At 55.5% G+C, this 23,278-nt stretch carries 23 protein-coding genes; 17 read left to right on the top strand and 6 right to left on the bottom strand.

From position 1 onward, the window contains the following. Positions 1–66 precede the first annotated feature (66 nt). From hfq to rlmB, 9 genes are all read left to right on the top strand, one after another. Entirely contained in the window at positions 67–378 is a 312-nt protein-coding gene (hfq, locus tag ACOT1A_RS17810) for an RNA chaperone Hfq (protein ID WP_023299134.1), read from the top strand. Between the two features lie 74 nt (positions 379–452). Further along, positions 453–1,733: a ribosome rescue GTPase HflX gene (gene hflX, locus ACOT1A_RS17805; RefSeq protein ID WP_003855991.1), complete on the top strand. Its 1,281-nt coding sequence runs from the start codon at positions 453–455 to the stop codon at positions 1,731–1,733. 56 nt (positions 1,734–1,789) lie between these two features. Further along, the gene (gene hflK / locus ACOT1A_RS17800) at positions 1,790–3,049 is read left to right on the top strand and encodes an FtsH protease activity modulator HflK (protein ID WP_022646820.1); all 1,260 of its coding nucleotides are present in this window, start codon (positions 1,790–1,792) and stop codon (positions 3,047–3,049) included. Positions 3,050–3,051: 2 nt separating this feature from the next. Next, positions 3,052–4,056, top strand: coding sequence for a protease modulator HflC (hflC, locus tag ACOT1A_RS17795; protein WP_022646821.1), 1,005 nt, complete (start codon positions 3,052–3,054; stop codon positions 4,054–4,056). Between the two features lie 71 nt (positions 4,057–4,127). After that, entirely contained in the window at positions 4,128–4,325 is a 198-nt protein-coding gene (locus ACOT1A_RS17790) for a DUF2065 domain-containing protein (protein WP_003855996.1), read from the top strand. Between the two features lie 104 nt (positions 4,326–4,429). Continuing rightward, entirely contained in the window at positions 4,430–5,728 is a 1,299-nt protein-coding gene (locus ACOT1A_RS17785) for an adenylosuccinate synthase (RefSeq protein ID WP_032621775.1), read from the top strand. Positions 5,729–5,920: 192 nt separating this feature from the next. Continuing rightward, on the top strand, positions 5,921–6,346 hold the full coding sequence (gene nsrR / locus ACOT1A_RS17780) for a nitric oxide-sensing transcriptional repressor NsrR (RefSeq protein WP_003855998.1): 426 nt from the start codon (positions 5,921–5,923) through the stop codon (positions 6,344–6,346). Between the two features lie 38 nt (positions 6,347–6,384). Beyond that, positions 6,385–8,826, top strand: a complete 2,442-nt coding sequence (gene rnr, locus ACOT1A_RS17775) for a ribonuclease R (RefSeq protein ID WP_023299135.1) — start codon at positions 6,385–6,387, stop codon at positions 8,824–8,826. A gap of 64 nt (positions 8,827–8,890) precedes the next feature. Beyond that, positions 8,891–9,622, top strand: coding sequence for a 23S rRNA (guanosine(2251)-2'-O)-methyltransferase RlmB (gene rlmB, locus ACOT1A_RS17770; RefSeq protein ID WP_003856001.1), 732 nt, complete (start codon positions 8,891–8,893; stop codon positions 9,620–9,622). Positions 9,623–9,713: 91 nt separating this feature from the next. Here rlmB and ACOT1A_RS17765 read toward each other — a convergent pair whose 3' ends face one another. Then, positions 9,714–10,988: an MFS transporter gene (locus tag ACOT1A_RS17765; protein ID WP_023299137.1), complete on the bottom strand. Its 1,275-nt coding sequence runs from the start codon at positions 10,986–10,988 to the stop codon at positions 9,714–9,716. A gap of 195 nt (positions 10,989–11,183) precedes the next feature. Between ACOT1A_RS17765 and ACOT1A_RS17760 the strand changes: the two genes are divergently transcribed. Further along, on the top strand, positions 11,184–12,806 hold the full coding sequence (locus ACOT1A_RS17760) for an isovaleryl-CoA dehydrogenase (RefSeq protein ID WP_105322932.1): 1,623 nt from the start codon (positions 11,184–11,186) through the stop codon (positions 12,804–12,806). Here ACOT1A_RS17760 and ACOT1A_RS17755 read toward each other — a convergent pair. The 3 genes from ACOT1A_RS17755 to bsmA form a co-directional block, all read right to left on the bottom strand. Next, positions 12,803–14,734 carry a methyl-accepting chemotaxis protein gene (locus ACOT1A_RS17755; protein ID WP_105322933.1) on the bottom strand — a complete coding sequence of 644 codons (1,932 nt, stop codon included), beginning with the start codon at positions 14,732–14,734 and terminating at the stop codon, positions 12,803–12,805. The two genes, ACOT1A_RS17760 and ACOT1A_RS17755, sit on opposite strands and share 4 nt — an antisense overlap. A gap of 170 nt (positions 14,735–14,904) precedes the next feature. After that, on the bottom strand, positions 14,905–15,180 hold the full coding sequence (gene yjfN / locus ACOT1A_RS17750; RefSeq protein ID WP_003856009.1) for a DUF1471 family protease activator YjfN: 276 nt from the start codon (positions 15,178–15,180) through the stop codon (positions 14,905–14,907). 148 nt (positions 15,181–15,328) lie between these two features. Next, positions 15,329–15,658, bottom strand: a complete 330-nt coding sequence (gene bsmA / locus ACOT1A_RS17745) for a biofilm peroxide resistance protein BsmA (RefSeq protein WP_003856011.1) — start codon at positions 15,656–15,658, stop codon at positions 15,329–15,331. Between the two features lie 137 nt (positions 15,659–15,795). On the opposite strand from bsmA, the gene yjfP reads away from it, so the two are divergent. Next, positions 15,796–16,518 carry an esterase gene (gene yjfP / locus ACOT1A_RS17740; RefSeq protein WP_023299141.1) on the top strand — a complete coding sequence of 241 codons (723 nt, stop codon included), beginning with the start codon at positions 15,796–15,798 and terminating at the stop codon, positions 16,516–16,518. On the opposite strand, the gene ulaR is transcribed toward yjfP, so the two are convergent. Together ulaR and ulaG are read right to left on the bottom strand one after the other, a co-directional pair. Beyond that, positions 16,515–17,270 (bottom strand): HTH-type transcriptional regulator UlaR, encoded by a 756-nt coding sequence (ulaR, locus tag ACOT1A_RS17735; RefSeq protein WP_003856014.1) that lies wholly within the window; start codon positions 17,268–17,270, stop codon positions 16,515–16,517. The two genes, yjfP and ulaR, sit on opposite strands and share 4 nt — an antisense overlap. 110 nt (positions 17,271–17,380) lie before the next feature. Then, positions 17,381–18,445 (bottom strand): L-ascorbate 6-phosphate lactonase, encoded by a 1,065-nt coding sequence (ulaG, locus tag ACOT1A_RS17730; protein WP_105322935.1) that lies wholly within the window; start codon positions 18,443–18,445, stop codon positions 17,381–17,383. 359 nt (positions 18,446–18,804) lie between these two features. On the opposite strand from ulaG, the gene ulaA reads away from it, so the two are divergent. The 6 genes from ulaA to ACOT1A_RS17700 are packed head-to-tail and all read left to right on the top strand — an operon-like array spanning position 18,805 to position 23,212. Next, a complete protein-coding gene (ulaA, locus tag ACOT1A_RS17725) occupies positions 18,805–20,205 on the top strand; it encodes a PTS ascorbate transporter subunit IIC (protein WP_022646831.1) in 1,401 nt (466 codons plus the stop codon). A gap of 12 nt (positions 20,206–20,217) precedes the next feature. After that, the gene (ulaB, locus tag ACOT1A_RS17720; RefSeq protein WP_003856022.1) at positions 20,218–20,523 is read left to right on the top strand and encodes a PTS ascorbate transporter subunit IIB; all 306 of its coding nucleotides are present in this window, start codon (positions 20,218–20,220) and stop codon (positions 20,521–20,523) included. A 9-nt stretch (positions 20,524–20,532) separates the two neighbouring features. Next, the gene (ulaC, locus tag ACOT1A_RS17715) at positions 20,533–21,000 is read left to right on the top strand and encodes a PTS ascorbate transporter subunit IIA (protein WP_003856024.1); all 468 of its coding nucleotides are present in this window, start codon (positions 20,533–20,535) and stop codon (positions 20,998–21,000) included. A gap of 12 nt (positions 21,001–21,012) precedes the next feature. After that, a complete protein-coding gene (gene ulaD / locus ACOT1A_RS17710) occupies positions 21,013–21,663 on the top strand; it encodes a 3-keto-L-gulonate-6-phosphate decarboxylase UlaD (protein ID WP_022646832.1) in 651 nt (216 codons plus the stop codon). A gap of 9 nt (positions 21,664–21,672) precedes the next feature. Then, positions 21,673–22,533, top strand: coding sequence for an L-ribulose-5-phosphate 3-epimerase (locus ACOT1A_RS17705; protein ID WP_022646833.1), 861 nt, complete (start codon positions 21,673–21,675; stop codon positions 22,531–22,533). Beyond that, positions 22,526–23,212, top strand: coding sequence for an L-ribulose-5-phosphate 4-epimerase (locus ACOT1A_RS17700; protein WP_045307814.1), 687 nt, complete (start codon positions 22,526–22,528; stop codon positions 23,210–23,212). The genes ACOT1A_RS17705 and ACOT1A_RS17700 overlap by 8 nt, the downstream gene beginning before the upstream one ends. The last annotated feature ends 66 nt before the right edge of the window (positions 23,213–23,278 follow it).

Below are 23,278 nucleotides of genomic sequence, written 5' to 3'. Positions count from 1 at the left end.
ATCGTGCGCAATTTTTCAGAATCGCAAGGTTCTAAGTACAAAACAAGCATATAAGGAAAAGATAGAATGGCTAAGGGGCAATCTTTACAAGATCCGTTCCTGAACGCATTGCGTCGGGAGCGTGTTCCAGTTTCTATTTATTTGGTGAATGGTATTAAGCTGCAAGGTCAGATTGAGTCTTTCGATCAGTTCGTGATCCTGTTGAAAAACACGGTCAGCCAGATGGTCTATAAGCACGCGATTTCTACTGTTGTTCCGTCCCGTCCGGTATCTCATCACAGCAATAACACTGGCGGCGGCACTGGCAGTAACTACCATCATGGCAGCAACGCGCAGGGTTCATCTGCTCCTGCGCAGGACAGCGAAGAAACCGAATAAGGTTTTGGGCTGTTTTCCACACGGGGAGCCAGGGATCCTGCGTTCCCCGCTGATCTTTTTAGAGAGGTTTACGCTTGTTTGACCGTTATGACGCCGGTGAGCAGGCGGTGCTGGTACACATCTATTTTTCGCAAGACAAAGATATGGAAGACCTCCAGGAGTTTGAATCTCTGGTCTCTTCCGCCGGTGTCGAAGCAATGCAGGTGATTACCGGTAGCCGTAAAGCGCCGCACCCGAAGTACTTTGTTGGTGAAGGTAAAGCAGTTGAAATTGCGGATGCCGTAAAAGCAACCGGCGCATCAGTCGTGCTGTTTGATCATGCGCTGTCTCCGGCTCAGGAACGTAACCTGGAAGCTCTCTGCGAATGTCGTGTTATCGATCGCACGGGGTTGATCTTAGATATTTTTGCTCAGCGTGCGCGTACCCACGAGGGTAAGTTGCAGGTTGAGCTGGCGCAGTTGCGCCATCTGGCGACGCGTCTGGTGCGTGGCTGGACACACCTTGAAAGACAAAAAGGCGGGATTGGTTTACGTGGCCCGGGTGAAACCCAGCTCGAAACCGACCGTCGTTTGCTGCGTGGCCGTATAACCCAGATCCTTTCTCGTCTGGAGCGTGTCGAGAAACAGCGCGAACAGGGGCGTCGGGCGCGAACCAAAGCCGACATCCCAACGGTGTCGCTGGTGGGCTATACCAACGCCGGTAAATCCACCCTGTTTAACCAGATAACCGAGGCCCAGGTGTATGCCGCAGACCAGCTGTTTGCGACCCTGGACCCTACGCTGCGCCGTATTGACGTCGCAGACGTCGGTGAAACGGTACTGGCGGATACCGTAGGGTTTATCCGCCATCTGCCGCACGATCTGGTGGCAGCGTTTAAAGCGACGTTGCAGGAGACGCGTCAGGCGACCCTGCTGCTGCACGTGATTGATGCGGCTGACGTACGCGTGCAGGAAAACATCGACGCGGTGAATGTGGTGCTCGAAGAGATTGACGCCCACGAAATTCCCACCCTGTTGGTGATGAACAAGATCGATATGCTGGACGATTTCGAACCGCGTATCGACCGAGACGAAGAGAACAAACCAATTCGGGTCTGGCTATCTGCTCAGGCCGGGATTGGTGTGCCACTGCTTTTCCAGGCTTTGACAGAACGTCTTTCCGGTGAGGTAGCTCAGCACACGCTGCGACTGCCGCCACAGGAAGGCAGGCTGCGTAGCCGGTTTTATCAGCTTCAGGCGATAGAAAAAGAGTGGATGGAGGATGACGGCAGCGTGGGGATGCAGGTGCGTATGCCGATCGTTGACTGGCGTCGCCTCTGTAAACAAGAACCTGCGCTGGCGGACTATATCGTCTGATCAGAAAGGGGAAGCCTGAAAAATTCGCCCTTGCATAACAAATATGGAGCATATACATGGCGTGGAATCAGCCCGGTAATAACGGACAAGACCGCGACCCGTGGGGAAGCAGCAATAATCAAGGCGGCAACTCTGGGGGAAATGGCAACAAAGGTGGTCGCGAGCAGGGGCCGCCGGATCTGGATGATATCTTCCGCAAACTGAGCAAAAAGCTTGGTGGCCTTGGCGGAGGAAAAGGTTCTGGCTCGGGTGGCAACTCCACTCAGAGTCCGCGCCCGCCTATGGGTGGCCGCGTAGTAAGCATTGTGGCCGCGGCGGTAGTCATCATCTGGGCAGCCAGCGGGTTCTACACCATTAAAGAAGCAGAGCGCGGCGTGGTAACCCGTTTCGGTAAGTTCAGCCATCTGGTTGAGCCGGGCCTGAACTGGAAACCGACCTTCATTGATAACGTGACCGCAGTGAACGTGGAGTCCGTCCGTGAACTGGCGGCGTCTGGCGTGATGTTGACCTCTGACGAAAACGTGGTGCGCGTTGAGATGAACGTCCAGTACCGCGTGACCGATCCTGAGCGTTATCTGTTTAGCGTGACCAGCGCGGATGACAGCCTGCGTCAGGCGACCGACAGCGCCCTGCGTGGCGTGATCGGTAAATACACCATGGACCGTATCCTGACCGAAGGTCGTACCGTTATTCGTAGCGATACCCAGCGCGAGCTGGAAGAGACCATCCGTCCGTACAACATGGGTATCACCCTGCTGGACGTCAACTTCCAGGCTGCACGTCCGCCGGAAGAGGTGAAAGCGGCGTTTGACGATGCGATTGCCGCGCGTGAAAACGAACAGCAGTACATCCGTGAAGCGGAAGCGTATACCAACGAAGTTCAGCCGCGTGCAAACGGTCAGGCGCAGCGTATTCTGGAAGAAGCGCGCGCGTATAAGACCCAGACCATCCTGGAAGCACAGGGTGAAGTGGCTCGCTTCGCGAAGATCCTGCCGGAATATAAAGCCGCGCCGGAAATTACCCGTGAGCGTCTCTATATCGAGACCATGGAAAAAGTGCTGAGCCATACGCGTAAAGTGCTGGTTAACGACAACAAAGGCGGAAACCTGATGGTCCTGCCGCTGGATCAGATGCTTAAAGGCGGTTCTGCACCGGCAGCAAAAGACAACAGCGGAGCCAACAACCTGCTGCGTCTGCCGCCAGCCTCGTCTGGCAGCTCCAGCGCGAACACAACGCCTTCTTCGAACGATGGTGACATTATGGACCAACGCCGTGCTAACGCGCAGCGTAACGACTACCAGCGTCAGGGGGAATAAGGATGCGTAAGTCAGTTATTGCGATCATCATCATCGCACTGGTCGTGCTCTACACCTCCATCTTTGTGGTGAAAGAGGGCGAACGTGGGATCAAGTTCCAGTTTAGCAGCGTCGTGCGTGACGGCGACAAGCGTCCGGTGATCTACGAGCCGGGTCTGCACTTCAAGGTGCCTTTCATTCAATCAGTCAAAACGCTCGACGCACGTATCCAGACCATGGATAACCAGGCCGACCGTTTCGTGACTAAAGAGAAGAAAGACCTGATCGTTGATTCCTACATCAAATGGCGTATCAGCGACTTCAGCCGCTACTTCCTGGCAACCGGCGGTGGTGATGTTTCTCAGGCAGAAGTGCTGCTGAAACGTAAGTTCTCTGACCGTCTGCGTTCTGAAATTGGTCGTCTGGATGTAAAAGACATCGTGACCGACTCCCGTGGTCGTCTGACACTGGAAGTGCGTGATGCGTTGAACTCAGGTACAGCGGGTACCGAAGACGAAGTGGAAACACCGGCAGCGGATGACGCGATTGCCAAAGCGGCTGAACGCGTTCAGGCTGAAACCAACGGTAAAGTACCGGTGATCAACCCGAACAGTATGGCTGCACTGGGTATCGAAGTGGTTGACGTGCGTATCAAGCAGATCAACCTGCCAGCGGAGGTGTCCGAGGCGATCTACAACCGTATGCGCGCCGAGCGTGAAGCGGTAGCCCGTCGTCACCGTTCACAGGGTCAGGAAGAGGCCGAGAAACTGCGTGCCGCAGCGGACTACGAAGTGACCAAGACGCTGGCGGAATCTGAGCGTCAGGGCCGTATCCTGCGTGGTGAAGGCGATGCCGAAGCCGCGAAGCTGTTTGCCGATGCCTTCAGCCAGGATCCCGACTTCTACGCCTTTATCCGTAGCCTGCGTGCTTACGAGAATAGCTTCCAGAGCAACCAGGATGTGATGGTACTCAGCCCGGACAGCGATTTCTTCCGTTATATGAAGACGCCGACTAACGCAACGCGATAAACTCAGGCTCGTTTGAGTATTCAAACCACCGCTCTTCACGGAGCGGTGGTTTTCTTTTATAAGGATGAAAAATGAATTCAACGATCTGGCTCGCACTGGCTTTGGTTTTGGTGCTGGAAGGCCTCGGCCCGATGCTCTATCCACGCGCATGGCGACGGATGATCGCGACCATGAGCCAACTTCCGGACAATATTTTGCGTCGTTTTGGTGGTGGACTTGTGGTTGCCGGTATCGTTATCTACTACATGTTGAGGAAAACGATTGGCTGATCAAAAACTAACCGCAATCGGCATATTTTAGGGTCAAAAAGTGCTGTATATCTGAAAAAGCGATGGTAGAATCCATTTTTAAGCAAACGGTGATTTTGAAAAAAATGGGTAACAACGTCGTCGTACTGGGCACCCAATGGGGTGACGAAGGTAAAGGGAAGATTGTCGATCTTCTGACTGAACGGGCTAAATATGTTGTACGCTACCAGGGCGGTCACAACGCAGGCCATACTCTCGTAATCAACGGTGAAAAAACCGTCCTCCATCTTATTCCATCAGGCATTCTTCGCGAAAACGTCACCAGCATCATCGGTAACGGCGTTGTGCTGTCTCCAGCTGCGCTGATGAAAGAGATGAAAGGTCTGGAAGACCGTGGTATCCCTGTTCGTGAGCGTCTGCTGCTCTCCGAAGCCTGCCCGCTGATCCTGGACTATCATGTGGCGCTGGACGTGGCGCGTGAAAAAGCGCGTGGCGCGAAAGCGATCGGCACTACCGGTCGTGGCATCGGCCCGGCATACGAAGATAAAGTGGCTCGTCGCGGTCTGCGCGTGGGCGACCTCTTCGACAAAGCGACCTTCGCTGAAAAACTGAAAGAAGTGATGGAATATCACAACTTCCAGCTGGTGAATTTCTATAAAGCCGAAGCCGTTGACTACCAGAAAGTGCTGGATGACGTCATGGCGATTGCTGACATTCTCACCGGCATGGTTGTTGATGTGTCCGATCTGCTGGACCAGGCGCGCAAGCGTGGCGATTTCGTCATGTTTGAAGGTGCGCAGGGTACCCTGCTGGACATCGACCACGGTACCTATCCGTACGTAACGTCCTCTAACACCACCGCGGGTGGCGTGGCAACCGGCTCCGGCCTGGGCCCACGTTATGTGGATTACGTTCTGGGCATCATCAAAGCGTACTCCACTCGCGTGGGTGCGGGTCCATTCCCGACCGAGCTGTTTGATGAAACCGGCGAGTTCCTCTGCAAGCAGGGTAACGAGTTTGGCGCAACCACCGGTCGTCGTCGTCGTACCGGCTGGCTGGACGCCGTTGCCGTGCGTCGTGCTGTGCAGATCAACTCCCTGTCTGGCTTCTGCCTGACCAAGCTGGACGTACTGGACGGCCTGAAAGAAGTGAAAATCTGCGTGGGCTACCGTCTGCCAGATGGTCGCGAAGTGACTACCACTCCGCTGGCCGCTGACGACTGGGAAGGCATTGAGCCAATCTACGAAACCATGCCGGGCTGGTCTGAGACCACCTTCGGTGTGAAAGAACGTAGTGGCCTGCCAAAAGCTGCGCTGGACTACATTAAGCGTATTGAAGAACTGACCGAAGTGCCGATCGATATTATTTCTACCGGCCCGGATCGTACTGAAACGATGATCCTGCGCGACCCGTTCGACGCATAATCTTCGTGACTGCTGGCCTGCGGGGAAACCCGCAGGCCGGATAAGCGCAGCGCCATCCGGCGACCGCTCCTGGATCTCCGCTTTTTCGCCCCGTCTGTCAAATAAATTAGCCGCTAACTATCTGGCTGGTTTATCATCATTAATGAATATCTCTGCGGTTTGACCGCGTTTTCCCTTTTTCCTGAGGTTGATGTGCAGTTAACAAGTTTCACCGATTACGGCTTACGCGCGCTGATTTACATGGCGTCGTTACCCGATGGGAAGATGACCAGCATCTCTGAAGTCACAGAGGTGTACGGTGTGTCCCGTAATCATATGGTCAAAATAATCAATCAACTTAGTCGTGCCGGATACGTTGCTGCCGTCCGCGGGAAGAATGGAGGGATCCGTCTCGGTAAACCGGCACAGAGTATCCGTATCGGCGATGTGGTACGTGAACTGGAGCCGCTATCTCTGGTGAACTGTAGCAGTGCGTTTTGCCACATTACGCCCGCTTGCCGCCTGAAACAGGCGCTTTCAAAGGCCGTGCAAAGTTTTCTCAAGGAACTGGATAACTACACGCTGGCCGATTTGGTTGAAGAGAATCAACCGCTTTATAAATTATTGCTGGTGGAATGAAGAAAATTTCCACCGGAGCTGACAACGGAGGAACCGACATGTCACAAGATCCTTTCCAGGAACGCGAAGCCGAAAAATACGCGAATCCTATCCCCAGCCGCGAGTTCATCATTGAACACTTAACAAAACGCGAAAAACCCGCCAATCGTGAAGAACTTGCCGTTGAATTAAACATTGAGGGTGAAGAGCAAATTGAAGCCCTTCGCCGCCGCCTGCGCGCCATGGAGCGCGACGGCCAGCTGGTCTTTACTCGTCGCCAGTGCTACGCGCTGCCAGAACGCCTCGATCTGCTGAAAGGCACCGTTATTGGTCATCGCGATGGCTTCGGCTTCCTGCGCGTGGAAGGCCGTAAAGACGACCTGTACCTCTCATCTGAACAGATGAAGATGTGTATTCACGGCGACCAGATCCTGGCGCAGCCGCTGGGTGCAGATCGTAAAGGCCGCCGCGAAGCGCGCGTGGTCCGCGTGCTGGTGCCGAAAACCAGCCAGATTGTAGGCCGTTACTTTACCGATGCGGGCGTAGGCTTTGTGGTGCCGGACGACAGCCGTCTGAGCTTCGACATTCTCATCCCGCCTGAAGAGGTGATGGGCGCACGCATGGGCTTTGTGGTAGTGGTTGAACTTACCCAGCGCCCGACCCGCCGTACCAAAGCGGTAGGTAAAATCGTCGAAGTGCTGGGCGATAACATGGGCACCGGCATGGCCGTTGATATGGCGCTGCGCACCCATGAAATTCCTTACGTCTGGCCGAAAGCGGTTGAAGACCAGATCGAAAACCTGCGTGAAGAAGTGCCGGAAGAGTCCAAAGCAGGCCGCGTGGATCTGCGCGATCTGCCGCTGGTCACCATTGATGGTGAAGACGCCCGCGACTTCGATGATGCCGTGTACTGTGAGAAAAAACGCGGTGGTGGCTGGCGTCTGTGGGTGGCTATCGCGGATGTGAGTTATTACGTACGTCCACACACGCCGCTGGATAACGAAGCGCGCAGCCGCGGTACGTCGGTCTACTTCCCGTCGCAGGTTGTACCGATGCTGCCAGAAGTGCTCTCGAACGGCCTGTGTTCCCTCAACCCGCAGGTGGACCGCCTGTGTATGGTCTGCGAAATGACCATCTCCAGCAAGGGACGTCTGACGGGCTATAAGTTCTACGAAGCGGTGATGAGTTCTCATGCGCGCCTGACCTATACCAAGGTCTGGCATATGTTGCAGGGCGATCAGGATCTTCGCGAACAGTACGCGCCGCTGGTCAAACACATCGAAGAGCTGCACAACCTCTACAAAACGCTGGATCAGGCGCGCGAAGAGCGCGGTGGGATTTCGTTTGAGAGTGAAGAGGCGAAATTCATCTTTAACGCTGAGCGTCGTATCGAGCGAATCGAGCAGACTCAGCGTAACGATGCGCACAAGCTGATTGAAGAGTGTATGATCCTGGCGAACATCTCGGCGGCACGTTTCGTTGAGAAAGCCAAAGAGCCTGCGCTGTTCCGTATTCACGATAAGCCAACCACGGAAGCTGTGACCTCATTCCGCTCCGTGCTGGCTGAACTCGGCCTGGAGCTGCCTGGCGGCAATAAGCCTGAGCCACGCGATTATGCCGAGCTGCTGGAATCCATCAGCGATCGTCCTGACGCGGAAATGCTGCAAACCATGCTGCTGCGTTCCATGAAGCAGGCGATTTACGATCCGGAAAACCGGGGCCACTTTGGTCTGGCGTTACAGTCGTATGCGCACTTTACCTCGCCGATTCGCCGTTATCCGGATCTGTCCCTGCACCGTGCGATCAAGTATCTGCTGGCGCACGAGCAGGGTCACAAAGGCAATACGACCGAAACCGGTGGGTATCACTACTCCATGGAAGAGATGCTGCAACTGGGCCAGCACTGTTCCATGACCGAGCGTCGTGCGGATGAAGCAACGCGCGACGTGGCGGACTGGCTGAAGTGTGACTTTATGCTGGATCAGGTGGGTAACGTCTTTAAAGGTGTGATTGCCAGCGTCACCGGCTTTGGCTTCTTCGTACGTCTGGATGAGCTGTTTATCGACGGTCTGGTGCACGTTTCCAGCCTTGATAACGATTACTACCGCTTCGACCAGGTCGGACAACGTCTGATCGGTGAATCCGGCGGTCAGACCTACCGTCTGGGCGATCGGGTGGAAGTGAAGGTAGAAGCCGTGAATATGGACGACCGTAAAATCGACTTCAGCCTCATCTCCAGCGAACGGGCTCCGCGTAACGTCGGGAAAACCGAGCGTGAGAAAGCGAAAAAAGGCGGCAACGGTAAAGCGGGCGGCAAGCGACGTCAGGCAGGTAAAAGAGTAAACTTTGAGCCAGACAGCGCCTTCCGTGGCGAGAAGCAGCAGAAGCCCAAGGCGGCGAAAAAAGACGCTCGTAAAGCGAAAAAACCGTCGACCAAGACCCAAAAAATAGCGGCCGCAACCAAAGCGAAGCGCGCGGCGAAGAAACAGCAGGCGGAGTAATTTCCCCTCACCCTGTCCCTCTCCCCAACGGGGAGAGGGACAATATTTATTACGAGAACCATCAATGAGTGAAATGATTTACGGCATCCACGCGGTGCAGGCCCTGCTGGAGCGCGCGCCGGAGCGTTTTCAGGAAGTTTTTATTCTGAAAGGGCGTGAAGACAAACGTCTGATGCCGCTGATCCACGCGCTGGAAGCGCAGGGCGTCGTGATCCAGCTGGCGAACCGTCAGTATCTGGATGAGAAAAGCGAAGGTGCTGTACACCAGGGCATTATCGCGCGCGTGAAGCCGGGCCGTCAGTATCAAGAGAACGATCTGCCGGATCTGATCGCTGAGCTGGATAACCCGTTCTTCCTGATCCTCGATGGCGTAACCGACCCGCACAACCTGGGCGCGTGCCTGCGTAGCGCCGATGCAGCAGGCGTGCATGCGGTAATTGTGCCAAGAGATCGTTCCGCGCAGCTTAACGCTACCGCTAAAAAAGTGGCCTGCGGCGCGGCGGAAAACGTTCCGCTGATCCGTGTGACTAACCTGGCGCGCACCATGCGTCTGTTGCAGGAAGAAAATATCTGGATCGTCGGCACAGCCGGTGAAGCGGATCACACCCTGTATCAGAGCAAAATGACCGGCCGTATGGCGCTGGTGATGGGGGCAGAAGGTGAAGGCATGCGTCGCCTGACCCGCGAGCACTGCGATGAGCTGATCAGCATCCCGATGGCGGGCAGCGTATCGTCCCTGAACGTTTCTGTTGCGACGGGTATCTGCCTGTTTGAAGCGGTGCGTCAGCGCGGGTAGCCTGTTGTGCCGGGTGGCGGCTTCGCCTTACCCGGCCTACAAAAGCATGGTACCGTAGGCCCGGTAAGCGCAGCGCCACCGGGCAACAATCTCACTCCTCTAACGACCGCAAATGGTCATCCTTTCTCAGCGTCATCAGCGCGAAAATACTCACCACCGCCGTTGCCATCACGTAGTACGCCGGAATATCCAGATTGCCCGTCTCTTTAATCAGCCCGGTAATGATCAGCCCCGCACAGCCCGAGAAGATCGCATTCGACAGAGAATAGGCCAGCCCCAGCCCGGTATAACGCACGCGCGTCGGGAACATCTCAGACAGCATTGCCGGCCCCGGCCCTGCCAGCATCCCAACCAAACCCCCCGCAATCAACACCACAATCGCTTTGACAGCCAACGTGCTGGACTCCGCCTGCAAAATTTTCAGCAGCGGCAGGGCGAGGATCAGCAGGAGCACGGTGGCGATAATCATCACCGTCCGCCGCCCGATCCTGTCGCTCAGTATGCCCGACGGAATGATCGTGAGCGCAAACCCAATGTTAGAAATCACCGCAATCAGCAGCGCCTGGTTAAAACCGGTGTGCAGCGCAGATTGCAGATAGGTCGGCATAATCACCAGATAGGTATAACCCGCCGCAGACCAGACCATCACGCGACCAATGCCCATCAGAATGGTTTTGAACGTGGCGGCGGTGCTGGCCTGAGTAACAACCGGTTTTTCCCGTTGCTGCACAAAGCTCGGTGTCTCTTCCATGCTTACCCGCAGCCATAGCGCGACCGCACCCATCGGCAACGCCAGGAAGAACGGAATGCGCCAGCCCCAGTCGTGCAAGGCTTCAGGGGAGAGAAGGGCAGAGAGCAACGCGACAATGCCTGCGCCTGCTAACAGCCCGAGCGCCACGGTGAAGGACTGCCATGCCCCGTAAAGACCGCGCTTGCCGCGCGGGGCGAACTCCGTCATCAACGAGACCGCGCCGCCATACTCACCGCCCGCGAACAGTCCTTGCAGAATACGCAGAAGTGTAACGATCAGCGGCGCGGCAATCCCGATACTGGCGTAGACCGGCACAATACCGATGGCAGCGGTGGCGAGCGTCATCAATACCAGCACAATAATCAGCGTCGGTTTACGGCCAATCCTGTCGCCAATGCGGCCAAAGACCACCGCACCCAGCGGGCGGAAGAAGAAAGCGATGGCGAATGAGGCCCAGGTGAGGATCAGGCTGGTGAGCTCCGCTTCCCCCTCAAGCTGGAAGAAGTTTCTGGCAATCACCGTTGCCAGAAAACCATAGACCGCAAATTCATACCACTCGATGAAATTACCGATGGAGCCTGCAATTAATGCACGCTTGTGCGCATCCTGTTGCATAACGATCCTCATAAAAACGGGGTAAGAATAAATTATTCAGCATTAGTTAAGTAAGGAAATAGTTTATTCTTATGTTCTGTGAGCTATTTCACGAATGATATCAACACGATCGTCATCGTGTGACCCCTCTCCCATGCAGCGTGCATGCCCTCTGTCCATACTTATCTTTATTGCCAATGAAAGGAGGGAGACAGCATGCACTGGCAGACACATACCGTTTTTAATCAACCCGCACCGCTATCGAACAGCAACCTTTTTCTCTCTGATTGCGCCCTGCGCGATGCGGTAGCGCGCGAAGGGGCTGAGTGGGATGTGGATCTTCTTGCCAGCATCGGCCAGCAGTTGGGTACGGCAGAGTCGCTGGAGCTGGGCAGACTGGCGAACGTTAATCCGCCGGAGCTGCTGCGTTATGACGCCACGGGAGCGAGGCTGGATGACGTCCGCTTTCATCCGGCATGGCATCTTCTGATGCAGGGGCTTTGCGCCAACCGGGTGCACAACCTGGCGTGGGAGGGGGAGGCGCGGAAAGGATCGTTCGTCGCCAGGGCCGCGCGTTTCGTACTTCATGCTCAGGTGGAGGCGGGAACGCTTTGCCCGGTGACCATGACCTTTGCGGCCACGCCGCTGTTGCAACGATCGCTGCCCAAACCGTTTCATGAGTGGTTAACGCCGCTGATGAGCGATCGCTACGACCCCCATCTCGCGCCGGGGGCGCAAAAGCGCGGCCTGCTGATCGGCATGGGGATGACGGAAAAGCAGGGCGGTTCGGACGTACTCAGTAATACTACCAAAGCAGAGAAATGCAGCGATGGCAGTTACCGGCTGGTGGGGCACAAATGGTTTTTCTCCGTGCCGCAGAGCGATGCGCATCTGGTGCTGGCGCAGGCGAAGGGCGGGTTGTGCTGCTTTTTTGTCCCGCGTTTCTTACCCGACGGGCAACGTAATGCCGTGCGCCTTGAGCGTCTGAAGGACAAGCTCGGCAACCGCTCAAATGCCAGCAGTGAGGCTGAATTTCTTGATGCTTCCGGCTGGCTGCTGGGCGAAGAGGGGGAAGGCGTCCGGCAAATTCTGAAGATGGGCGGGCTGACGCGCTTTGACTGCGCGCTGGGCAGTCACGGACTGATGCGCCGTGCGCTCTCGGTGGCGCTTTATCATGCCCATCAGCGGCAGACCTTCGGCAAAAATCTGATCGACCAGCCGTTAATGCGCGACGTGCTAAGCCGTATGGCGCTGGTGCTGGAGGGACACACGGCACTGCTGTTCCGACTTGCCCGGGCGTGGGACAACCGCAACGACCCGCAGGAAGCCGCATGGGCGCGGCTTTTCACTCCGGCGGCAAAATACAGCGTCTGCAAAGCGGGTATACCGTTTGTGGCAGAGGCAATGGAGGTGCTGGGCGGTGCAGGCTATTGCGAAGAGAGTGAGCTTCCGCGGTTGTACCGTGAAATGCCCGTCAACAGCATCTGGGAAGGCTCTGGCAATATTATGTGCCTGGACGTACTGCGCGTGCTGGCGAAGCAGTCGGGCATTCTCGACCTGCTCGCCGATGATTTCGCGCAGGTAAAAGGCCAGGACAGGCACTTCGATCGCAGCTGGCGGCAGCTACAGCAGAAGCTGCGGAAACCGCAGGAAGCGCAGGGCAGGGAGATCGCGCAGCAGCTCTTTTTACTCGGGGCCGGAAGTCAAATGCTGCGGCACGCATCGCCGCCCATGGCGCAGGCGTGGTGCCGCATGATGCTGGATACCCGGGGCGGCACGCTGATGAGCGAGCAGGTGCAAAACGACCTGCTGCTGCGCGCCACGGGCCGGGTCGGTTAAGCCTTCAGCTGGAACAGGCTCACCAGCCGGGTGAGATGTGAACCCTTCTCGCGCAGCGTCTGTGCTGTCTGCTCGCTGCGTGAGATGCGATCGGCATTGATGTGCGATGCCTCACCGATGTGCGTCATCGCCAGATTCACCTGGCCAATTCCCGCCGACTGCTCGCGGGAGGCGTGGTTGATCTCAGTGACAAGCTGGCTGATGTTATCGATATGAACAATGATGGCATCCATCGCCAGACGCGTCTGCTCAGACAGCGCATGGCCTTCGCTCACCTTGTTCAGCGTATCCCCAATCAGCTGTTCAATCTCTTTTACCGCGTTGGCGCTGCGTGCGGCCAGGGCGCGTACCTCTTGCGCCACCACTGCGAAACCTTTCCCGTGCTCGCCCGCCCGAGCCGCCTCAACCGCCGCATTGAGCGCCAGGATATTGGTCTGGAAAGCGATGGACTCAATCACGCGGGTGATGTCTTCAATGCGTTTCGATGCATCGCGAATATCATCCATGGTGGAGACTGCGTGGGTCACCGTCTCTCCACCCTGATGCACCGCGCGCGAGGTTTCACCCACCAGCTGCTGCGTTTGCTCCATGTTGGCGGCATTTTGCTGCACGGTGGCGGCTAATTGCTCCATGCTGGCGGAGGTCTCCTCAACGCTGCTGGCCTGCTTGTTGATCTGTTCAGATATCTCGCCGGTGTCTGAAGCCAGCGCGTTAGTCCCCAGATGGATCTCGCTTGCGGCCTCGCGGACCTGCAACACAATTTTTTGCAGGCCTTCCCCGATCCCGTTGATGGCGTCAATCAGCTGGCCGACTTCATCCTGGCGGGTAACCGGCAGGCTGGCGCGCAGATCGCCTGCGGCATACTGCCGGGCAAGCGCGATCACCTCGCGCAGTGGGCGGGTTAGCATCCGGCGAATGAGGATAACGAACAGGCCCGCGAAGAGTACGGATAGCACCACGCCCGCCATCAGGAAGCGATCGCGCAGTGTGGTGACGCTTGAAAGCAGTACGGCTTTATCCACTTCACCCACGATGGTCCAGTTCCAGCCCGGCAGCGGCGTGTAGGCGACTTTGAGCGTACGGCCATCCGCGCTCACGCGTTCCAGCGTGCCGGCTTTATCACTCAGAAGCTGCTGCTGTGTCGCCGTGTCCCAGTTAGGCAGTTTGCCCTCTTCGCTGGCATGGAACAGATACTGTCCGCGCGTTTTGCCGCTACTGCGATCCAGTACAAAGAAGTGACCGCTCTCGCCCAGACGACGGTTAAGGATTTTCTCGCGCATGACGTTCCACGAATGGGTGATGTCCACGCCGACAAAGATAATCCCGATAACCTGGCCTTCCGCATTCTTAACAGGCTGGTACTGCGTGATATAGCGCTTGCCGAACAGCAGCGCGAGGCCACGATAGACCTCCCCTTTAGTGACGGCGGCAAATGCCGGGCTGGTGGTATCAAGAACGGTTCCGATGGCGCGGTCGCCATTCTCTTTGCGCAGCGACGTCGCCACGCGGACAAAATCGTTACCGCTGCGGACAAACAGCGTCGAGATGGCTCCCGTTCGGCTCAGGAAGTCATCAGAAAGCGTATTGTTTTCATGCAGCTCCGTTTCGCCGCCTTTCAGCAAAGGAACGGTAAGCCCATTTATGGTCCGGCTCTGGCTACTGTCGCTGTTCAATGGCTGTGGCAAAAAGGTGGTGAACAGACGGGTATAGCTTTCAACCTCTTCGCTCAGGCTGGTGTTGAACATCTCTACCATATCCACCATGCCGTTGGACTGGTTATGCAGGTCTTCAACCGCAAGATCTTCAAGCTGCTGGCTGGCGTTGTGGCTCAACAGGAAAGTGAACAGCAAAAAAAGCGTAGCGACACTTACAGCTGTTAGCAGCGATAGCTTCGTGCCCAGTCCTGCCCGGCGGAAAAAGGTGATCATAAATTGCTCATTATTGAAAAGTGATGGCTGTTCAACGGCAGAGCGGAGAGAACGTTTATCTGTTTAATGTAACTGAATATTACGCTTTTGTTTTTATTGAGTTTCGGGAGAGATAAAAAATTTGCAAAAGTGAAAAGCCACTAAAATTAAGTGGCTTTTATCGGAGGGGATTATGCATAAAGAATGGCCTGCACGCGCCAGTGATTAACATGGTGATCTTCCTGCATCTGGACGATGCGATACCAGGATGCGCCCTGTTCATCGGCCTTCAGGGCGACGACACGTTCAACGTCTTGCGGACTCCCCGTGATATTATTGACGGAGATCTGACCAATCTCATTCAGGCCCGTGACGCAATCCGCGCTGGCAAATTCAGCCGACTGCGCCGTGGTGCTCAACAGGCCCGCTGAAAGCAATAGCGTCGTTAAAGCAAGGGTTCGTTTCATCGTCAGCTCCTTTTCACGTGTCTCCGGTATCCGCCGGGCAATCCTTCGCGAATAAACTCATTTCCATTGTTGCTGGCATGGAGTTTATTGTGGACAGGAAAATGTCTACGGACGCAAAGCAGTGTAAAGGTCGTTCAAATGATGATGCTCACTTACGGTACAAAATGCCTTGTGCATACCACTGTCCCGTAATAATGGTTTCATCAATCATCGTGATGACGTAATAATCTGCTTTTGCGGCAACGGCCTGTGCTTCAATTGCGTCTTCTGCATCATCCGGTGAACCGCGAACCATCGCTGATACGGTTCCCAGGCGTTGTAATCCTTCAGTCTGATTACGACGAATTTCCTGAGGATGATCGGTAACCGGCGGTGCCGGTTCTGGCGTACCCTGCAATACGGAACATCCGCTGAGCAGTGAGACCAGCAATAAAGCGGTAAGCCTGCGCATAAACCTGTCTCTTTTCCTGATAGCCATAGTGTAGTGGTCTGCGAATTTAGTTTTGGGGGAATGTTCCCGAAGTGTTATCTGGGACGTAGATTTCGAATGAAAATATCGTGAAACCGTAATCCAGCTCTCAACATTATGAATCATTCATCAGCACAGGATCGACAATGATTGAAATTGAAACTCGCCTGCTTAGTGAGCATGAAATCATCCATGCTTTTCCGGCTGGTAAAGGTGAACAGCCGCTGCCGACAGTAGTTTTCTATCATGGTTTTCTCTCCTCAAAGCTGGTCTACAGCTATTTTGCCGTCGCGCTGGCGCAGGCCGGTTTCCGGGTGGTCATGCCTGATGCGCCGAATCATGGGGCACGCTTTACGGGCGATGAACAGGCGCGGCTGGGGCTGTTCTGGCAAACGCTGCACGGCAATCTGACCGAGTTCGCCGGGCTGCGTGACGCGCTTTTACAGGCCGGGCTGGTGGAGGGGAAACGGCTGGCGGTCGCAGGCGCATCAATGGGCGGAATGACGGCGCTGGGGATCATGGCCAGGCATCCAGAGGTGACGTCCGTGGCTTGCCTGATGGGATCGGGCTACTTTATGTCACTGGCAAAGACGCTGTTCCCGCCGCAGGCACCTCAGGAGATTGAGGCCCTGTTGTCTGAATGGGACGTCAGCCATGCGCTTTCACAGCTGGCCGATCGTCCCCTGCTGCTGTGGCATGGGGATGCCGACGATGTCGTACCGCCCGGTGAAACGTTCCGTCTGCAACAGGCGCTACAGCGTGAAGGGCTGGACAGCAATCTGACCTGCCTGTGGGGTGCCGGTGTCCGGCACCGTATTACTCCGGCTGCGCTGGAAGCCACCGTGGAGTTTTTCCGTCAGCACCTTTAAACGCGCAGCACCGTGACACCCTGATCCTCGAGCTTGCTGAGGATCTCGGGGTTGGCGTTTTTGCCGGTGATCACCATGCTGATTTGCTCGGCGCGGCTGAAAAGCATGCCGGCGCGTTCACCGACCTTGCTGCTGTCGACCAGCACCACCAGTTTACCCACCACGTTGAGCATGTTCTGCTCTGCCATTGCGGTGAGCATATCGGTTTTATACAGGCCATCCGCCGTCAGGCCTTTGCCGCTGGTAAACATCCAGTGCCCGGCGTAGAGGCTGTTTTCACTGTCCTGCGGGCTCAGGGTTATGGACTGGCTCTTGTTATACTGACCGCCCATGATCACCACGCTTTCATGTTCCTGGTCAATGAGATAGTTGGCCAGCGGCAGATAGTTGGTAATGATTTGCACCGGCTTGCCGCACATCTCACGGCCCAGTAAAAACGCTGTCGAACCGCAGTTGATCACCACGCTCTCACCGGGATTCACCAGCTGTGATGCCGCTCTGGCAATCCGCACCTTTTCATCGTGATTCTGCGCCTGGTGAATATTCATCGGCGTCCAGCGTGGACGCTGCTGGCTGATGGCCTCTGCGCCGTTGCGGACTTTTTTCAGCTTGCCGCTTTCATCCAGCTTGTTAATGTCCCGCCGCGCGGTAGCAGGGGAGATCCCTAAACGTTCGATCACTTTCTCGACGGTGATAAACCCTGTTTGCGCCAGGAGTTCCAGTAAAATTTGATGCCGTTGCGCTTCCGTCATGAGCTATTCCGAAAAGAATTGATTTGAAAAGATGATATTTGAAATAGCATGAAATTACTAAATTAAATATGACATCGCCAGACACTGTGTCTGGCGATTGGGCTGCACAATCAGAGGAAGGACTTGAACGGCAGGTCTGGCTCAATGGTGAAGCAATCATCAAAACCACGCGGGTAGTGGTACTCGAGATTGTCTTTATCCAGCGGCCAGGTGAACTTGCCGCCAACCTGCCAGATGAACGGCTTGAAACCATACTTGAGTCGGTCTTTTTTCATCTCCCACAGGACGCGGATCTCTTGCGGATCGGCCTGGAAGTTTGACCAGATATCGTGGTGGAAGGGGATCACCACTTTGGTGTTCAGCGCTTCGGCCATGCGCAGCATGTCCGCGCTGGTCATTTTGTCGGTAATCCCGCGCGGGTTTTCACCGTAAGAGCCAAGCGCCACGTCAATCTGGTGCTCGTTACCGTGCTTCGCGTAGTAGTTGGAGTAGTGAGAGTCACCGCTGTGATACAGGGAACCGCCAGGCGTTTTGAACAGGTAGTTCACTGCGCGCTCGTCCATCCCGTCTGGCAGTACGCCTGCGGCTTTCTGGTCGGCAGGCAGGGTGATCAGCGCGGTGCGATCAAAGGCATCCAGCGCGTGAATTTCAACGTCTTTGATTTTCACCACGTCGCCCGGCTTCATCACAATGCAGCGCTCTTTTGGCACGCCCCAGCCAATCCACAAATCCACGCAGGTCTGCGGCCCGATAAAGGGTACGTTGTCCGCGCAGTTTTGCATTACCGCTGCCGCCACGTTCACATCGATATGATCGTTGTGATCGTGGGTAGAGAGAACGGCGTCGATCTGGCGAATGGCGAAAGGATCAAGCACAAAAGGCGTGGTGCGCAGGTTCGGCTGGAGCTTTTCAACGCCGGCCATACGCTGCATCTGGTGGCCTTTTTTCATCAGTGGATTGCCGTGGCTCTGTTTGCCGGTGCCGCACCAGAAATCAACACAAATGTTGGCGCCGCCTTCTGATTTCAGCCAGATCCCGGTGCATCCAAGCCACCACATCGCAAATGTGCCAGGAGCAACCTGTTCCTGCTCGATCTCTTCGTTCAGCCAGCTACCCCACTCCGGAAAGGTACTCAAAATCCATGATTCACGGGTGATGGTTTTCACTTTACTCATCGTTTGACTCCTGGTTTCAATCAAAAGTAATCATACTGTGACTTGTTGTGATTAATGCTGGCACTGTTTGAATCGATTTGCAATGGCTTATTTGCGGAAAATTCCCCTCGCCACATCACAGAAAATACACCTCGTCGTTGTTAAGATAACCGCTACATATAATTAATATATTGAAAATTAAGAATTTATTTATCTTTCTGGATCGGTAGTGAAAATCATTACTAACTCCATGGAAATAAATTGCGTGATCCGTCACAAATAATCAAATGCAATCTTGTGGTGATTATTTGTGATTAATAGAGTGATGACACCAACCACACAGGGATTGCCCCTCGTGTTCTCATTTTTTGGAGAGAGTTATGGAGATCCTCTACAACGTCTTTACCGTTTTCTTTAATCAGGTAATGACCAACGCCCCGCTGTTGCTGGGTATCGTGACGTGCCTGGGGTACATCCTGCTGCGCAAAAGCGTCAGCGTGATTATCAAAGGCACCATCAAAACCATCATTGGTTTTATGCTGTTGCAGGCGGGGTCTGGCATTCTGACCAGCACGTTTAAGCCGGTCGTTGCCAAAATGTCTGAGGTATATGGCATTAACGGCGCCATCTCTGACACTTACGCGTCCATGATGGCCACCATCGATCGCATGGGGGATGCGTACAGCTGGGTTGGGTATGCGGTACTGCTCGCGCTGGCGCTGAACATCATTTACGTGCTCCTGCGCCGCATCACCGGTATTCGCACCATCATGCTCACCGGGCACATCATGTTCCAGCAGGCGGGGCTGATTGCCGTTTCTCTCTATATCTTCGGCTACCCAATGTGGACCACGGTCATCTGCACGGCAGTGCTGGTCTCGCTTTACTGGGGCATCACCTCCAACATGATGTATAAGCCAACGCAGGACGTTACTGACGGCTGCGGCTTCTCCATCGGTCACCAGCAGCAGTTCGCCTCCTGGATTGCGTACAAAGTTGCACCGTACCTGGGTAAAAAAGAGGAGAGTGTTGAAGACCTCAAATTGCCTGGCTGGTTGAATATCTTCCACGACAACATCGTCTCCACGGCGATTGTAATGACCCTTTTCTTCGGTGCCATCCTGCTCTCCTTTGGCATTGACGTGGTGCAGGCGATGGCGGGTAAAACCCACTGGACGGTCTATATCCTGCAAACCGGTTTCTCCTTTGCCGTGGCCATTTTCATCATCACTCAGGGCGTGCGTATGTTCGTCGCCGAGCTGTCGGAAGCGTTCAACGGTATCTCTCAGCGCCTGATCCCTGGCGCGGTGCTGGCGATTGACTGTGCGGCTATCTATAGCTTTGCGCCAAACGCCGTCGTCTGGGGCTTTATGTGGGGCACCATCGGCCAGCTGATTGCGGTCGGCATCCTGGTGGGCTGTGGCTCCTCAATCCTGATTATTCCTGGCTTTATCCCGATGTTCTTCTCCAACGCCACTATCGGCGTGTTTGCTAACCACTTCGGCGGATGGCGCGCCGCGCTCAAGATCTGCCTGGTGATGGGCATGGTTGAAATCTTCGGGTGCGTGTGGGCGGTCAAGCTCACCGGCATGAGCGCCTGGATGGGCATGGCGGACTGGTCAATTCTGGCGCCGCCGATGATGCAGGGCTTTGCGTCCGTCGGGCTGGTCTTTATGGCCGTCATCATCCTGATTGCACTGACTTATATGTTCTTCGCTGGCCGTTCGCTGCGAGCTGAAGAAGATGCGGAAAAACAAACAGCAGAAGTTTCTGCTCACTAAGGAGTTTCGATTATGACCGTACGTATCCTGGCTGTGTGTGGCAATGGGCAAGGAAGCTCCATGATCATGAAAATGAAAGTGGACCAGTTTTTAACCCAGTCAAACATTGACCACACGGTGAACAGCTGCGCAGTGGGTGAATACAAAAGTGAACTGAACGGCGCGGACATCATCATCGCTTCAACGCACATTGCCGGCGAGATTAGCGTGTCGGGCAACAAATACGTGGTAGGTGTGCGCAACATGCTGTCGCCTGCGGATTTTGGGCCAAAACTGCTGGAAGTGATCAAAGAGCACTTCCCACAAGACGTGAAGTAAGGATGTCACATGAAACTACGTGATTCGCTGGCTGAGAATAACTCCATCCTTTTACAGGCTGAAGCCAGTACCTGGCAGGAAGCGGTGAAGCTGAGCGTGGACCTGCTGGTTAAGGCGGACGTTGTCGAGCCGCGTTATTACCAGGCCATCCTGGATGGCGTGGCGCAGCACGGCCCCTATTTTGTGATTGCCCCGGGGCTGGCAATGCCGCATGGCCGCCCGGAAGAGGGTGTCAAGAAAACCGGTTTTGCGCTGGTGACGCTGAAAACCCCGTTGGTGTTCAACCACGAAGATAACGACCCGGTCGACATTCTGATCACCATGGCAGCTGTCGATGCCAACACCCACCAGGAGGTGGGCATCATGCAGATCGTTAACCTGTTTGATGACGAAGCTAATTTTGACCGTTTACGTGCCTGCCGTACCGCGCAGGACGTGCTGGATTTAATTGATAACGCCACTGCGGCGGCCGTTTAAGAGGAATTGAAAATGTCATTACCAATGTTGCAGGTCGCGCTGGATAACCAGACGCTGTCTCACGCTTACGAAACCACCCGTCTGATTGCAGAAGAGGTGGACATCATCGAAGTCGGCACCATTCTGTGCGTGGGCGAAGGCGTTCGTGCGGTTCGTGACCTGAAGGCGCTCTATCCGCATAAAATCGTGCTGGCGGATGCCAAAATTGCCGATGCGGGCAAAATTCTCTCTCGCATGTGCTTTGAAGCCAACGCCGACTGGGTCACCGTGATCTGCTGTGCAGATATCAACACTGCGAAAGGCGCGCTGGACGTGGCGAAAGAGTTCAACGGCGACGTGCAGATTGAACTGACCGGCTTCTGGACCTGGGAGCAGGCACAGGAGTGGCGCGAAGCGGGTATCCAGCAGGTGGTTTATCACCGCAGCCGTGATGCGCAGGCCGCAGGTGTGGCGTGGGGCGAAGCTGATATCAACGCGATCAAACGCCTGGCCGATATGGGCTTCAAAGTGACCGTGACCGGTGGTCTGGCGCTGGAAGATCTGCCGCTGTTCAAGGGTATTCCAATCCATGTCTTTATTGCCGGTCGTAGCATTCGCGATGCGGAATCTCCGGTGGAAGCTGCGCGTCAGTTTAAACGCTCAATCGCTCAGCTTTGGGGTTAAGGAGCGGGTATGTTGTCAAAACAGGTCCCGCTTGGCATCTATGAAAAGGCACTCCCTGCGGGGGAGTGCTGGCTGGAGCGGTTACAGCTGGCGAAGCAGCTGGGTTTCGATTTTGTCGAAATGTCGGTGGATGAGACGGACGAGCGTCTTTCTCGCCTGGACTGGCGCCGCGACCAGCGTCTGGCGCTGGTGAGCGCCATTGCCGAAACCGGCGTGCGCGTGCCGTCCATGTGCCTGAGCGCTCACCGTCGTTTTCCGCTTGGCAGCGAAGATGATGCCGTACGCGCCGAAGGGCTGGAGATCATGCGTAAAGCCATTCGCTTTGCACAGGATGTTGGCATCCGCGTGATCCAACTGGCGGGTTACGATGTTTACTATCAGGAAGCCAACGATGAGACGCGCCGTCGTTTCCGTGACGGCCTGAAAGAGAGCGTTGAGATGGCAAGCCGTGCGCAGGTGACGCTGGCGATGGAGATCATGGATTATCCATTGATGAACTCCATCAGCAAGGCGCTGGGCTACGCGCACTATCTGAACAATCCGTGGTTCCAGCTTTATCCGGATATCGGCAACCTGTCGGCATGGGATAACGACGTACAGATGGAGCTTCAGGCGGGCATCGGGCATATCGTGGCGGTGCACGTAAAAGATACCCGTCCCGGCGTGTTTAAAAACGTACCGTTCGGCACCGGGGTGGTGGATTTCGAACGGTGCTTCCAGACGCTTAAACAGACAGGTTATTGCGGACCTTACCTGATTGAGATGTGGAGCGAAACCGCGGACGACCCGGCGGCAGAAGTGGCGAAAGCCCGGGACTGGGTGCGCGAGCGCATGGCGCGGGCAGGCTTACTGGAGGCGGAACATGCTTAAGCTGAAACAGCAGGTCTTTGAGGCCAATATGGATCTCCCGCGCTATGGACTGGTGACGTTTACCTGGGGCAACGTAAGCGCCATCGATCGCGATCAGGGGCTGGTGGTGATTAAGCCGAGCGGCGTGGCCTATGACGCCATGAAAGTGGACGATATGGTGGTGGTTGACCTGGAAGGACACGTTGTTGAAGGCAAATGGCGTCCTTCTTCAGATACGGCAACCCATCTGGCGCTGTACCAGCGTTACCCGTCCCTGGGTGGTGTTGTGCATACCCATTCCACGCACGCCACCGCCTGGGCACAGGCCGGGCTGGCGATCCCTGCTTTGGGTACGACGCACGCGGACTACTTCTTCGGCGATATTCCCTGCACGCGGGCGTTAACGCAGGCTGAGGTCGAAGGCGAGTACGAACTTAACACCGGCAGGGTCATTATCGAAACGCTGGGTGAGACGGAACCACTGCATACGCCGGGTATTGTGGTGTACCAGCATGGTCCATTCTCCTGGGGTAAAGATGCGCATGACGCCGTGCATAACGCGGTGGTGATGGAAGAGGTGGCACGAATGGCGTGGATTGCGCGCGGCATTAACCCACAGCTTCAGGGCATTGATGATTATCTGATGAACAAGCATTTCATGCGTAAGCACGGCCCGAATGCTTATTACGGGCAGAAGTGAATAAGTGCTCTGGAATACCGAAACAGTTGTAACCGGTGGTATTCCGGAGCCATTCATAAAAAAAGC

This window comes from Enterobacter cloacae complex sp. SYL003 (assembly GCF_049236925.1).
Taxonomy (GTDB): domain Bacteria; phylum Pseudomonadota; class Gammaproteobacteria; order Enterobacterales; family Enterobacteriaceae; genus Enterobacter; species Enterobacter intestinihominis.
This window is presented reverse-complemented; position numbering and strand designations above follow the sequence as displayed.

Coding starts and splice junctions, on each gene's coding strand:
- hfq (WP_023299134.1), top strand. CDS start 67: ATGGCTAAGGGGCAATCTTTACAAGATCCGTTCCTGAACGCATTGCGT.
- hflK (WP_022646820.1), top strand. CDS start 1,790: ATGGCGTGGAATCAGCCCGGTAATAACGGACAAGACCGCGACCCGTGG.
- hflC (WP_022646821.1), top strand. CDS start 3,052: ATGCGTAAGTCAGTTATTGCGATCATCATCATCGCACTGGTCGTGCTC.
- ACOT1A_RS17790 (WP_003855996.1), top strand. CDS start 4,128: ATGAATTCAACGATCTGGCTCGCACTGGCTTTGGTTTTGGTGCTGGAA.
- ACOT1A_RS17785 (WP_032621775.1), top strand. CDS start 4,430: ATGGGTAACAACGTCGTCGTACTGGGCACCCAATGGGGTGACGAAGGT.
- rnr (WP_023299135.1), top strand. CDS start 6,385: ATGTCACAAGATCCTTTCCAGGAACGCGAAGCCGAAAAATACGCGAAT.
- rlmB (WP_003856001.1), top strand. CDS start 8,891: ATGAGTGAAATGATTTACGGCATCCACGCGGTGCAGGCCCTGCTGGAG.
- ACOT1A_RS17765 (WP_023299137.1), bottom strand. CDS start 10,988: ATGCAACAGGATGCGCACAAGCGTGCATTAATTGCAGGCTCCATCGGT.
- ACOT1A_RS17760 (WP_105322932.1), top strand. CDS start 11,184: ATGCACTGGCAGACACATACCGTTTTTAATCAACCCGCACCGCTATCG.
- ACOT1A_RS17755 (WP_105322933.1), bottom strand. CDS start 14,734: ATGATCACCTTTTTCCGCCGGGCAGGACTGGGCACGAAGCTATCGCTG.
- yjfN (WP_003856009.1), bottom strand. CDS start 15,180: ATGAAACGAACCCTTGCTTTAACGACGCTATTGCTTTCAGCGGGCCTG.
- bsmA (WP_003856011.1), bottom strand. CDS start 15,658: ATGGCTATCAGGAAAAGAGACAGGTTTATGCGCAGGCTTACCGCTTTA.
- yjfP (WP_023299141.1), top strand. CDS start 15,796: ATGATTGAAATTGAAACTCGCCTGCTTAGTGAGCATGAAATCATCCAT.
- ulaR (WP_003856014.1), bottom strand. CDS start 17,270: ATGACGGAAGCGCAACGGCATCAAATTTTACTGGAACTCCTGGCGCAA.
- ulaG (WP_105322935.1), bottom strand. CDS start 18,445: ATGAGTAAAGTGAAAACCATCACCCGTGAATCATGGATTTTGAGTACC.
- ulaA (WP_022646831.1), top strand. CDS start 18,805: ATGGAGATCCTCTACAACGTCTTTACCGTTTTCTTTAATCAGGTAATG.
- ulaB (WP_003856022.1), top strand. CDS start 20,218: ATGACCGTACGTATCCTGGCTGTGTGTGGCAATGGGCAAGGAAGCTCC.
- ulaC (WP_003856024.1), top strand. CDS start 20,533: ATGAAACTACGTGATTCGCTGGCTGAGAATAACTCCATCCTTTTACAG.
- ulaD (WP_022646832.1), top strand. CDS start 21,013: ATGTCATTACCAATGTTGCAGGTCGCGCTGGATAACCAGACGCTGTCT.
- ACOT1A_RS17705 (WP_022646833.1), top strand. CDS start 21,673: ATGTTGTCAAAACAGGTCCCGCTTGGCATCTATGAAAAGGCACTCCCT.
- ACOT1A_RS17700 (WP_045307814.1), top strand. CDS start 22,526: ATGCTTAAGCTGAAACAGCAGGTCTTTGAGGCCAATATGGATCTCCCG.